Raw genomic sequence first — 12,438 nt, 5'->3', positions numbered from 1 at the left:
TTAATTTAAATAGCGATTTATGTTCGAGGCTCAAAATAAACAATTGCAATTACATCTACCAACGTCCAGCGGGCATAAACTCATAAAGTTTTGTTATTTTATCTTACCATTATTGTTGTTTTCCTGTGGTGAATCTGATACAAAAAAAACTACAAATAACGAACAGACCGACACCCAAGTTGAGGAATCAACAACGCCAACAACTGCCACAAAAACTATTTTATGTTTTGGGGATAGTATTACGGCAGGTTATGGATTGGATGATACGACTGAAGCTTATCCGGCATTGGTGCAACAAAAAATTGATTCTTTAAACTTGAATTATACGGTTATCAATTCAGGCGTCAGCGGCGAAACGACTGCCGGTGGAAAAAGTAGGATCGACTGGGTCATCAAGCAACCTATTGATATCTTTTTGTTAGAATTAGGTGCCAACGACGGTCTACGTGGTGTGGCCTTGTCTGAAACGCGCGCTAATTTACAAGCGATAATTGACGTGGTAAAGTCAAAAAGTCCAGAAACGACCATTATACTTGCAGGAATGGAACTACCTCCAAATATGGGTAAAGCATACACTACTGAATTTAGAGAATTGTATGCTAATCTTGCCGAAAAAAATAACCTAGAATTTATTCCATTTATATTGAAGGATGTTGGTGGAATTGCTGCTTTAAATCAAGGTGATGGCATTCACCCGAATGTGGAAGGTCATAAGATTTTGGCAGAAACAGTTTGGGAAACATTGGGGCCTTTGGTGAAGTAAGGTAGGAGGTTTTAGGGGTTAGGATTGAGGAATGAGGTTTGATTCTGCTTCAGAACCACCTCGTCTTCTGCTTCTCTGCGGAATCAGAAGCCACTCCTCCTTAGAAAGGAGGAGAATTATTGGTTCTGATGTATTTCACAAATTTTCAGTGTTAACAAAAATCCATATTATTCCTCTTGATACGGTACCAAAACATAGCCATCTCGTTCTTGACCTTTTTCAAATTTAAAGACACTGATCTGTCCGGGAATTTCTAAATAGGCATATTCTACTTCGCCCATATTGCGAATTCCTTCCAAGCGTAATGAACTATAAACTTCAGCTTTAGTAAGATTCTCTGTATTCATTCCGTCATCTACAAATTTGCCGTTTTTTATAATTAACGTTGGTTTAGAATCTACAAACTTATCAAAATGCGGGAATCTCCTTTTGAATTTCTCTATAATGAGTTGGAGGATTAAAATCGTCAGCATGACGATAACAGTATATAAAATAGCCACACTCGGGTAAAACATGACATCGCCTACAGCTGAGCCTAAAGCAATGACCAACAATAACTCCAACGTAGTAAGCTGCTGCCGAGAACGCTTCCCAGCAAGTCGCAACAGAAGCAAAGCCATGATATAAATAACGACTACACGTAAAAACAATTCCCCAATAAAAAATAAAGGTTGCTCCCCTACAAAAATTCGAGCCCAATCAAAAGACGTCACCTGATCCATTGTGTATAAATTTAGATCCCTACAATTTACGAAAATTGGGAATGTGAAATCAAGTGAGAATAATTTTAAAAACCACCTCGTCTTCTGCTTCTCTACGGAAGCAGAAGCCACTCCTCCTTAAAAAGGAGGAGAATTTAGGGATACGATTAATTTTATAAATTCATTCAATACAGACTTAAATTGAAATAACCATTATGTAAACATCATTAAACACAAAACCCGAAGGCGTAACCTTCGGGGCATTGAGAACTCAACTATTAAAATTAAATTAGCAGCAGTATTATTGGGCACTCCAACCGCCATCTAGGGCGAATGAAGTTCCTGTAATTGTTGTTGAAGACTCTTTGGCTAACAAAATTGCCATATCTGCAATGGCTTTAGCTGGAACAAATTGTTTCACGGCTTGCTTTTTAAGCATGACTTTTTCAACCACTTCTTCTTCCGTCATGTTATGAGCTTTGGCCTGATCTTTAATCTGACCTTCTACCAAAGGTGTTTTGACGTAGCCAGGACAAATGGCATTACAGGTAATATTAAAGGGCGCGCCTTCTAAAGCCATCACTTTAGTCATCCCAATGACGCCGTGTTTGGCCGCCACGTAAGCCGATTTAAATTCGGATGCTCTTAATCCGTGGACGGAAGAAATATTGATAATCCTACCAAATTTCTGCTGTTTCATCTGACCCCAAGCCGCCTTAGAAGCATAAAATACCGCATTCATATTGATTGCAATGATGTTTTCATACTTATTATTTGGAAAGTCTTCGATTGGCGACACATGTTGAATTCCGGCGTTATTCACTAATACATGCAACTCCCCAAGTTTTTTTATTGTCTCCGCAATCAAGCCTTCAACAGCTTCAGATTGTAATAAATTCGCATTAGAAAAAGCTACTTTCACGTTATGCTTCTGACCTACTTTTTCTGCAATTTCCGCACCGTTAGCTTCTAAACCATGAAACATAATATCATAGCCTTTTTTGGCAAATCTCTTTGCAATAGCCAAACCAATACCACTGGTACTTCCTGTAATGAGTACGATTTTATTCATCTTCTAAAAATTTTTCGAGGACTTTGTTAAACCCCTCCGGTTGATCGATGACCACACCATGTCTTGAGTTTTTGATCACAGTCAAACTAGCGTTTTGCATCCGATCGACATATTCCTGTTTAAAAGCTACCGGTGTATAATCCATATCTGACGCCACCACAAGTGTTCTGGCTTTAATTGTTTCTAATTGGTCTCCCAATCCCCAGTTCATCAAAGTCACGAAAGATTGGTAATACGCATTATAATCATTGTTTTTACAACGTTCTTCAAAGGCCTTTCTCAATTCCAATTGATCATCCTCAGGAAACATATTATAAGAAATCTCTTTCGCTAAAAGCTTCAAGCCTTTAGTTTCCAAAAATTGCGTTCTACTTCTTAGCAATTCTTCGCCAATGGTTCCCATATTATTAAAATCTGGTCCACTATTTACAATCACCAAATTATTTACATATTCAGGATAACTTGCAGCCATTTGAAAAGCGATGGCACCACCCATAGAAAACCCTACAAACGTGGCCTTATCAATCTTTAAATGATCAAGAAATGCTTTGACATCTTCAGTCATCACCATTACGCCATAAGCATCTGTTGGTATGCTAGAGTTGCCATGTCCTCTCAAGTCTAAAGCAATGACACGGTATTTTTTAGAAAAGAAAGGGACTTGAGCGTCCCAATCTTTTTTTGTTGATCCTAATCCGTGAAGCAATAGAAGCACTTTTCCGTTTCCATGGTCTTCATAATCAAGTTCAATGTTGTTCACTTGTATCTTTGGCATGTTTTAGAAACTTAGTTGGTTGCTACTGCCTGATTTTTAAAAAAGTTGATTTTGTATTTCAACTCAAATGAAATCAACGTATTGATTACTGGTGATGCCACAAATTCTCTTACTTCAGCATTGAATAAGTTTGTAATGCTCATCCCTAAAGACAAATTATCTGTAAAGTTGTAACCCGCATTAGCATCTACTGTAAAACCTCCCAACTGACCGTAGTTCCAAGTTCTACCTACTCTAGCATTTTCAACAATTTCATTCACGCCATCTCCATCCATGTCTTGTGTTTTGGCAGCGACATTAATTCCTGAGAAGAAATCATATTTTTGTACAAAACGCCCAAAGATAGAACCGTAAAATTTCCCTTGATTATAGTGGAATCCTAAGCTAAATTTATGGTTTGGTGTATTGATAGGCAACTCACTTTCAAGAACTTTACCATCTAAATTACCGTCGTTGGCCATATCAGTTAAGTCAAGATCACGATCAAAATAAGAGTAATTGAACGCCGCTCTAAAACTGTCGCTAAAATAGTAGTTTAAGCCAACATCAAGTCCGTAAGTATCTACATGGCCAAAGTTTAAATAGGTTAATATAAATGCACCGTTAGACCCTTGAACAACCTCTCCAATTGGCGTGTCTCCAACATGCGTCACAAAGTTTCCTGTCGCCGTACCAGCAACATTCACTAATGGACTAATAAAATTATCCGACTGATTATAATACGCATTCGTGTCAATAAATAATTTGTCTGATAGTTTTCCTTTAAACCCAATTTCATAAGAGTTGATGGTTTCTACATCCAATTTGGCAATTTTAGTTCCATCTTTCAAAGTAAATCCTTCGCCATTACCTAATACCAAGCCGCCAAACAAGTTGCCTTTAAGGTTTAGAATAGATGGTACAGCAATTCCTTTACCATAAGTTACTCTAAAAGTACCGTTATTCACTTTTTTAGTAATTGCCGCTTTAGGGATAAAGTTAGACCCATACAAATCGTGGTTATCCAAACGTCCACCTAGTAAAAAGCCCCATCCAGAATCTTCCATTTTATACTCCAACTGCGTATACACACCAGTTTGTGCCAAATCAATTCCGCCTTCATCCAATAGATACGTACCATCAGAATCCGCCATATCTTTTTGATATTGCGCACCGAATGTCAAATAGAATTCATCCCAATTGTTATTGTATTGCGCTTCAGCATTAAATCGTTTTGAAGCGTCTTTAAAAAGTGCTCCACGAGGCAATGAAAACCCTGTGCCTTCACCTGTAGGAACCCATTGCTCTAATAAAGAACGCTCACGGGCTTCTTGTTCAGTAAATCCATTATTAATAAAAGATACATAGTTTTGTGTACGCTGGTTCATGGCATAGGTGTCATCTGTTTTACTCCAAGTATAGTACGTATTTGCAAAGAAGTTTTTAGAAACAAATTTTATCTGAGCTTCATCAATACTCCAATCTTTAATCTGGTTACGACCTGCATTAGTTGCACCAATATTATTACTATTGCTGTGTCCATAATATCCAATCAATTCAGATCCTGCGCTTGGTTTGTAGTAAAGAGACGCACCATATTTTTGAGAATCGAAATCACGATCCAAATCAAGTTCTTTGTAAGCTTTTGTGCCTACATATACACTATCTACATAATCATATTCAGTTCCTTGAGATCTTTCAAAATGAAATTTATATGCAAATTTGTCGTCAATTACTTGAGCATGTCTCAATCTTGCAGTTAAAACACTTTGGTTACCTGCGCCAATTGCAAAAGTTGTGCCTTCAGAAGTTCTAGGATTTTTTGTAATGGTACTCACAAGCCCGTTATGTGCATTAGGTCCGTAAAGTGTTCCATTAGGTCCTAACAGAATTTCAACACGTTCAATATCATCTTTAGTTACCGTAGAAAAAGAGCCTAATGGCAATCCGGTGGCAATCAGAGAAGACAAACGATCATCAGTGACTTGTAAGTTTTTTGAGTTGAAAGCAGAATTGAAACCTCTTATGTTAATTCCGGTTCCTAAAACACCACTTCTTACAAAATCTACACCTTTCTGTCTTGCAGCCAACTCACCAATATTAAAACTTGGAAATTCTTCAATTTCTTTAGCTGTAATAACGTTTACCGTAGCAGGTACATCCGTAATTTTTTGTGGTTTTTTGTTTGCCGTTAAAATGATTTCATCTAAAACTGTATCGGACTCTTTTAAGGACACATCTACTTGAGTTGTTTGACCAGCAGTCACCAAAATATTTTTGGAACTCGTCTCATAACCGATAAAGGAAATAGATATAATATAAGTACCAACATTAACATTCTCAATGGTATATTGTCCATCAAAACCAGTCATTGCGCCTTTATTGATAATTTTAATAGACACTGATGCACCAGGTAAAGGCACGCCTTTCGCATCTGTAATTAATCCGCTAATGGTTCCTGTATCTTGGGCGTTAACCACAAAAGAACCAATTAAGGTTAGTAAAAAGAGTAGTTTTTTCATAATTGTGAATATGGATTGAGTTCGTTTAGGTGGCAATCTATTATGAATTACAAAACAAAGTCTTGAGAAAACGGAAGGTTTAGAGTGTGACTATTAAATAAAAAAACACTTTGATGCTAGTAAAGCCAATTACAACTACAGTAATTACTGTAAAACATTATATATGTGACTTTAGTTTTAAAAAGGCTTCAGGTAAGTTTTTTGAAAGCCGATCAATCACCTTAATCATCAATTGTTTTTGATTTGTGGTGGGTTTGATATCTATGAGTGGTGACTTTATTTCGTCCAATAAACGCGTGGAATTGATCTTGCCTTCCATATAGCGCGACAAGGAAATACTCCAGGAAATATTTGGCACATAATTCTTTTGTTTCTGTCGTTCTTCCTCCTTTTCCGTAAGTCCGAATTTTGTGGAGAGTTTTAAAACGTCTTCATATTTTTCCTGCGCGATTAAGGTTCCAATATAGGAGGTAAAAAAATGGTGCCAACGATGTTTTAAGACTTCGTTTTTATACTTTCTCAAGAAAGTTTTGGCGGTAGCTTCCGCAAGTTCATTTTTATGAAGTTCAGATAATACGCGAATTTGGTAGGAACAATACCCTATTTTTTGATGGTAATTATGGGTTTCCTTATAAAGATCTTTATGTTTCTCCAATAACAGATATGCCTTATCAGGTTTGTTATTACGCAACAAAATGGCAACCAGATTATTCAAATACATCAGGGTGTCATTGTTGTTTTGACGGATGGAGAGATAGCCATAATATTCAGCTTCTTTCAATTCATCTTGTTTGGAATGCAGAAGTACACGACTCGCATAATAATTGGATAACAAACGTCTTGAATACATTTTTCCTTGACTGAAGTAAAAGTCAATTTGATCGAATAACACTTTTAACTTATCATTTTCATTGTAATTGGTATACATGAAGGCGAGTAACACAAAGGCCTGATACCTGTTTTTACCGCTAATGAAATCATCATTAAAAACTTCCAATAACCACGCTTCCAGATGCTTCGTTTCGTTATTATTGAGGGTGTATTGATTGGTGATTTCAGTTGTGGCGGTGTATAATTTTTCCTTTATAGTGATGGCTTTTGAATAGGAAGGATTGAATTCCTTAATAAAATCAGCCACGACTTGATGGTCCTTATACCGCATCCTCACCAATAGAAATGACTTATATTCTTTGGCTAATTCATATAAATTCTGAAAATTAAAATCGACTGCCTTATAACCACTGATATAGTTCAGGAATTGCTTTTCTTCATTTGATGATATGGCATCCGTTAGGATTTTCTGATTCAATGACATGATCCAACCAATAGTGGCATCAACGTCTATGCTTAGTAATTTCCGTTCAATCCAATCTTTTATGTAAGAATATTTTCGCTTATCTATGGCATCGTCAAAATCCTTTCTTGTGGATTGAGACAGTGCATTGGCAATAACCAATTGGATAATTTGAAGCTTTTCTTCATCGACAAATTGATATTGTCCCTGAAGGTATTTTGCTTCGTTTGGCAATATCGTTTTGCTGAATTCAGTGAATTTTTTAAGCTTCGTCTTCATGGTCTCAAATATAGCAGAAACTTTAGGTTATAAGGCACCGTACTTGTGATTCTAAAAAAATAGAATGATGTTAAATTTAAAATTGATTTAGTATCCAGACACAAATTCTTGAATGAGTGCGTTAACCTCAGATGGCTTTTCAAATTGTACAAAATGACCTGCATTTTCAATACATTCCAAACGAGCATTTGGAATATGCTTTAACGCGATTTCACCAACCGCTTTAGTAGTGAGCGTTGGATTAAAATAACGGTTTGGAATCAACATATCCTTATCTCCAAAAATAACCAATGTGGGCTGCGAAATAGATTTGAGGTCGTTGTGAATTGGATCATTCAACATACCAGAAACACTGTTGACAATGGCATTGCAATGGGCATCAAAATCTGAAGCTTCTTTAATTCGGATTCTGTCCGCTATCATTTTTGAAACCTCTTCAGGCTGATCATGAAAATTTAAGGCGTAGTTTTTTACAATCTGTTCATCCGTGGTGTTTTTAACAGATTCCGGTGTTAAAAAGGATTTCATAAGGTTACCGCTAGCTTCAGAAAACTGCTCTAAACCTGCTGGTGCCACAAGAATCAGTTTTTCTATAGTTTCAGGATGATGTACAGCCAATTTAACACTTGCTTGCCCACCCATTGAATGACCTACCAAAATAATGTTTTTCAAGGCTAACTTTTCAATAAATTTGTATACAACTTCAGCAAAATATGATGCTGTGTAATCTGCCTCAGGTTTAGATGATTTTCCATAACCAGGTAAATCTAAAGCCACACAGGTATACTCATTTTTAAGAACATCAATATTTTTAGACCATGCATCAGCATTACTGCTCAACCCATGTACAAAAAGCAATGTTTTTTCTCCTGAACCTTCTTTGATATAACTGATTTCCAAATCGTCCACTGTAACCATTTGGCTTTTAAAATCATAATCAGAAAGTAGCTCTTTCATAGGTTTTTGAGAATATACACAAGCGTTAATAAGAATAAATGCGAAAAGGAAGCTTAGCTGTTTCATGGGTTGGCTGTGATTGTATTATAGTACGTTAAGAGTTGTTTTCGGGATACTTTCCCTAAACTTGTCTGCGGAATGTCGTTTAATATAAAGATATACTTAGGATGTTTAAATGCGACGAGATTGGGTTTTAAAAATGTCCTGATCTCAGCTACAGAGAGTTGTTCGTCTGATGAGGCTACAAAGGCAATGCCACATTGGCCCCATTTTTCATCTTTTACACTTAACACTACCGCCTTATCAATAGCTTCCATAGCTTCCAATTGGGTTTCTATTTCCTGCGGATAAATATTTTCGCCACCTGAAATATACATGTCATTTTTTCGGCCTTTCATATACAAAAACCCTTCTGCATCACTATAGGCGAAGTCGCCCGTAAAAAGCCATCCTTTTTTTATTTTGTTATTTGTTTTTACCGAATTATTCCAATATCCAGGGGTAACAATATCGCCTTTAATGCACAGTTCCCCTACTTCAGTTGGCGGCACCACATCTCCTTTTTTATTGACGATTTTTATACTTAAATAAAAGTTGGGTTTCCCAATGGAATTTGGTTTAAGATGCGCCATTTTATGATGTAACGAGGTAATGCTTGGTCCGGCTTCCGTTAAACCATAGCCTGGCCTGATGTAAATGTTTTTTTCTTCTTTCCAATAGGCAACGAGTTCTGAAGGGACTTTCTCGCCTCCTGAAATGATATAACGTAATTTGCGGAGGTTAACATTTTTAAAAATAGGTGCTTTTTGCATCATCAAGAGCATTGTTGGAAGCGCCATAAACAAGGTGGTCTTGTTAAGTTCTAACAAACACAAGGTTTTTTCAGCATCAAATTTCTCTAACATGCCTATATGAGCACCTTTGTGCAATAAAGGTGTGATAAATACATTCCACCCAGAAGTGTGGTAAGGAGGCAAAATGTTAATGGTAGAATCCCTAAAAGTGATTCCGAGTTGCATAGACGTGTTGAGACTGTTCCAAAATAACATCTTATTGGTGTAAATAACGCCTTTTGGAGTACCCGTGGTGCCGGAAGTGTAAAATATAAATAAAGGATTATCCTCTTTAATCTCGAAGTTTTTTACTGGAGTAGCACTAGGGGATTCATAGTAATCTCTTAAGGCATCAAACGAAATTGTTTTTAAATTTTGATTGGCGAGTTGTGCTACTTTAGGTTGATGGTTATGATTATAAATAAGTAAACTTGGCGTACAGTCGGCAATGAGCTTTGAAATCTCACGTTGCGACAGTCGGTAATTTAGAGGCACCATAATCACGCCCATTCTCTGACACGCCACAAACAGTACAATATATTCCAAACCGTGCTCAGATAACACAGCTATTCTGTCACCTTCTTCTATATGGAGTGCAGCAAATTTTTTAGTTAATTGATTGGCATAGTTGTGTAAGTCGCTATACGTATAACTTTTATTCGAGTCATACGAAGTGATTGCAATTTTTTCAGGCGTATAATCCGCCCATTTAGCTATCCAATCTAATGTGTCCACGTTGTTTCTTTTCGTCTAATTTATAAAATATATACCCTACAATGAGTGATACTACAATTCCAATTGCTGCAGATACTCCAGGATTGTTAACCGGCTCTTGCATATACGGGGTTAATCTGCCATAATAAATTCCAAAATGAACCACAATAGCGGTGATACTGGCAATAAAGACAGACCTTGTAGAAACGTTTTTCAAGAATGTTCCGAATAACACCGGTACAAAAGCAGCGGCAAAATAGGCATACACACCGTTTTGCGCGAAAATAGCCACACTAATATCCGGATTTTTAATTTGGTTCCAGCTCAACAGGAAACTCACAATTCCTAGTACTACGATTACCGCTTTATTGATAGAAATGGTGTTTTTAGTAAACTTATCCTTAAACAGCGGATTAATAATATCTGATGTAATGGTGATGGATAAGGATTGTATCAAACTCTCCAAGGTAGATAATCCTGCGGAAATTAGCCCCACCACAATTACTAGTCCAACACCTACGGAGAATTTTGTGACTACATAAGTTGGAATGATTTCATCCATTTTTAAGGTTGTGCCGTTGACGGTGAAATCCGGAAAACTGATACGGGCGTAAAGCCCAACAATAACCACCAAAAAGAAGATGACCATAAACGATATTCCACTAATAAGATACGTGTTTACTTTAGTTGAATCTTTTAATAATAAGGATTTGGTGATGATGTGCGGTTGACAAACAATAGCGACACCTATGACAATTTGGGTGACGATAATTTCAAAATAATCACGAAAAAGGAAACTTGATGGATTGGTTGGCTTAGTTAAATTAGGGTCGATAGCATTTAATTTTTGCATAAAACCATCTATCCCGTCCGTAAAATATTCCGCACCAGAGCCAATTAAAATGATGGCCACAATACACATGATTATTGCTTGAATAGTATTGGTATATACCATAGAGTTTGCACCGCCAAACATCATATATCCAAATACAAACGTGGTAATCCCCATCAACACGTAAAAAGGTTCTGCATTCAGAGATTTTGAAATGACTTGGGTAAGTCCAACATTAATCAATACAATAAATGTCATTAATAAGAGCGCGACAAACGCGAAGAAAATAGCATAGTTTTTACTTTCATAACGCTTTCCAATCCATTGTGCCATTGTAGTGGCTTTAACGGCTTTCCCTTGTTTGGCAAAACCTTTGGTAAACACAATCAACGAAATAAACGCTGCAATGGGCAGTACTAATGCAAAAGAAATCACACCTGAAATACCGTATAGCGCTATAAATCCTGGATTGATGATAAAGGTTGCCGCACTGGTCATAGATGCTGCTAAAGATAATCCGACTACCCAAGCAGGGAACCCAATATTCCCAACCGCATAATCCTGAAGATCTTTATTTTTCCGTGCACCTCTAATCACAAAAAATAAAATGACCGCTGCGTAAACAGCCAATAAAATCCACATATAAGTCACTAAGGTTTCTGATGCAATCATTACTTTAAAATGTTTGAAAACAAATAACAAACTTTATGTTTTGATTGTTATCTTTTTTTTCAATTCTTAGGGTACGACTTTTATGTAATATGGTATAAATTCTGATGAATCGTAAACATAGCGCATTTTTTTCAAAGTATGACTTTTTAAATAACTAATCTATAATAGCAATTTGAGTTGACTTTTATGTAGTATAATTTATTGGCATTCAACCACATAAATCAATATAGAAAATACTAGTAATTTTATATAGGATAAAATTGTCCTTTATTGATTTTTGATTTACTTTTGCAGACTAATTCACTACTATGTTTTCTAAGTCTTGTGAGTACGGATTAAGAGCCGTCATTTTTAGAGCAACATTAACTTTTTTTGGAGAAAAAATGAATGTAATAACTATTTTAAAAGCGGAAGACTTCCCTCCTGCTTTTAAAGCTGAAATTTTGGATCAGTTGGCAGAGTGCAATCTCTTCGAATCTCCAAAAAGTTCATATGGCAGTTCTTTTATAGTACGTGAAACTTTGAAGGAAATATTTGCAGGAATTAGAGAAGGATTTGAAAATATGTTACACAACACCACATCAATACTGTTGGCCAATGACACAAAATCACAGCCATTCCACTTAAAAATTTAAATTATTTACACCAATAAAGGATAAAAAGACCTTTTTATATTAATTAATAATAATACACTTATAATTTATGAAAACAGCATCACTTACAGACCAATTGGTCTATAAAACGGACAAGCCTGCCATCAGCGTTTTATTGGAAAGCGACCACAGTAAGGAAATTAGAATTACGATGCGCAAAGGCCATCAAATGAAAGAACACAAAGCCCCCTCTTCTATTGTTGTAGAAATTTTTGAAGGATCTATAGATTTTGGCGTAGAGGGCAAAACACTACAGCTTAAAAAAGGGGATCTAATCGCTTTAGACCCGAATGTGCCTCACGATTTACACTGTACCCAAGACGCCATTGTACGCTTATCGCTATCAAAAAATGACAGTGTTGAACGCGTTAATAATGTTGTAGACTAACCCC

The 12,438-nt window shown here is 36.4% G+C and carries 11 protein-coding genes; 3 read left to right on the top strand and 8 right to left on the bottom strand.

All coding sequences use genetic code 11. The annotated features are described in order from the left end of the window. Positions 1-19: 19 nt before the first annotated feature. Entirely contained in the window at positions 20-763 is a 744-nt protein-coding gene (locus tag Q0947_RS02825) for an arylesterase (protein ID WP_299391088.1), read from the top strand. Positions 764-930: 167 nt separating this feature from the next. Here the strand turns inward: Q0947_RS02825 and Q0947_RS02820 are convergent, their stop codons facing one another. The 8 genes from Q0947_RS02820 to Q0947_RS02785 form a co-directional block, all read right to left on the bottom strand. Then, entirely contained in the window at positions 931-1,485 is a 555-nt protein-coding gene (locus Q0947_RS02820; RefSeq protein WP_299391086.1) for a YetF domain-containing protein, read from the bottom strand. Positions 1,486-1,765: 280 nt separating this feature from the next. Beyond that, complete coding sequence (locus Q0947_RS02815; RefSeq protein WP_299391084.1) at positions 1,766-2,536, bottom strand: 3-hydroxybutyrate dehydrogenase; 771 nt, start codon at positions 2,534-2,536, stop codon at positions 1,766-1,768. Further along, the gene (locus tag Q0947_RS02810; RefSeq protein WP_299391082.1) at positions 2,529-3,311 is read right to left on the bottom strand and encodes an alpha/beta hydrolase; all 783 of its coding nucleotides are present in this window, start codon (positions 3,309-3,311) and stop codon (positions 2,529-2,531) included. Before Q0947_RS02810 ends, Q0947_RS02815 begins: the two co-directional genes overlap by 8 nt. An 11-nt stretch (positions 3,312-3,322) precedes the next feature. Beyond that, a complete protein-coding gene (locus Q0947_RS02805; RefSeq protein WP_299391080.1) occupies positions 3,323-5,812 on the bottom strand; it encodes a TonB-dependent receptor in 2,490 nt (829 codons plus the stop codon). Between the two features lie 157 nt (positions 5,813-5,969). Then, positions 5,970-7,385: a hypothetical protein gene (locus Q0947_RS02800; RefSeq protein WP_299391077.1), complete on the bottom strand. Its 1,416-nt coding sequence runs from the start codon at positions 7,383-7,385 to the stop codon at positions 5,970-5,972. 87 nt (positions 7,386-7,472) lie between these two features. Beyond that, positions 7,473-8,342, bottom strand: a complete 870-nt coding sequence (locus Q0947_RS02795) for an alpha/beta hydrolase (protein WP_299391075.1) — start codon at positions 8,340-8,342, stop codon at positions 7,473-7,475. Positions 8,343-8,404: 62 nt separating this feature from the next. Then, positions 8,405-9,910: a class I adenylate-forming enzyme family protein gene (locus tag Q0947_RS02790; RefSeq protein ID WP_299391072.1), complete on the bottom strand. Its 1,506-nt coding sequence runs from the start codon at positions 9,908-9,910 to the stop codon at positions 8,405-8,407. Then, positions 9,885-11,393, bottom strand: coding sequence for a sodium:solute symporter (locus Q0947_RS02785; protein ID WP_299391070.1), 1,509 nt, complete (start codon positions 11,391-11,393; stop codon positions 9,885-9,887). The genes Q0947_RS02790 and Q0947_RS02785 overlap by 26 nt, the downstream gene beginning before the upstream one ends. A gap of 308 nt (positions 11,394-11,701) precedes the next feature. Between Q0947_RS02785 and Q0947_RS02780 the strand changes: the two genes are divergently transcribed. Together Q0947_RS02780 and Q0947_RS02775 are read left to right on the top strand one after the other, a co-directional pair. Continuing rightward, positions 11,702-12,028 (top strand): hypothetical protein, encoded by a 327-nt coding sequence (locus tag Q0947_RS02780; protein ID WP_299391068.1) that lies wholly within the window; start codon positions 11,702-11,704, stop codon positions 12,026-12,028. A gap of 67 nt (positions 12,029-12,095) precedes the next feature. Continuing rightward, positions 12,096-12,434 carry a cupin domain-containing protein gene (locus Q0947_RS02775; RefSeq protein WP_299391066.1) on the top strand — a complete coding sequence of 113 codons (339 nt, stop codon included), beginning with the start codon at positions 12,096-12,098 and terminating at the stop codon, positions 12,432-12,434. Positions 12,435-12,438 lie beyond the last annotated feature (4 nt).

It is taken from the genome of uncultured Gelidibacter sp., assembly GCF_947500795.1.
Lineage (GTDB): Bacteria > Bacteroidota > Bacteroidia > Flavobacteriales > Flavobacteriaceae > Gelidibacter.
This window is presented reverse-complemented; position numbering and strand designations above follow the sequence as displayed.

What these genes read in the sequence shown, in the direction of transcription:
- Q0947_RS02810 (WP_299391082.1), bottom strand. Translation starts at nt 3,311, where the DNA reads ATGCCAAAGATACAAGTGAACAACATTGAACTTGATTATGAAGACCAT.
- Q0947_RS02815 (WP_299391084.1), bottom strand. Translation starts at nt 2,536, where the DNA reads ATGAATAAAATCGTACTCATTACAGGAAGTACCAGTGGTATTGGTTTG.
- Q0947_RS02800 (WP_299391077.1), bottom strand. Translation starts at nt 7,385, where the DNA reads ATGAAGACGAAGCTTAAAAAATTCACTGAATTCAGCAAAACGATATTG.
- Q0947_RS02775 (WP_299391066.1), top strand. Translation starts at nt 12,096, where the DNA reads ATGAAAACAGCATCACTTACAGACCAATTGGTCTATAAAACGGACAAG.
- Q0947_RS02785 (WP_299391070.1), bottom strand. Translation starts at nt 11,393, where the DNA reads ATGATTGCATCAGAAACCTTAGTGACTTATATGTGGATTTTATTGGCT.
- Q0947_RS02805 (WP_299391080.1), bottom strand. Translation starts at nt 5,812, where the DNA reads ATGAAAAAACTACTCTTTTTACTAACCTTAATTGGTTCTTTTGTGGTT.
- Q0947_RS02795 (WP_299391075.1), bottom strand. Translation starts at nt 8,342, where the DNA reads ATGAAAGAGCTACTTTCTGATTATGATTTTAAAAGCCAAATGGTTACA.
- Q0947_RS02780 (WP_299391068.1), top strand. Translation starts at nt 11,702, where the DNA reads ATGTTTTCTAAGTCTTGTGAGTACGGATTAAGAGCCGTCATTTTTAGA.
- Q0947_RS02820 (WP_299391086.1), bottom strand. Translation starts at nt 1,485, where the DNA reads ATGGATCAGGTGACGTCTTTTGATTGGGCTCGAATTTTTGTAGGGGAG.
- Q0947_RS02825 (WP_299391088.1), top strand. Translation starts at nt 20, where the DNA reads ATGTTCGAGGCTCAAAATAAACAATTGCAATTACATCTACCAACGTCC.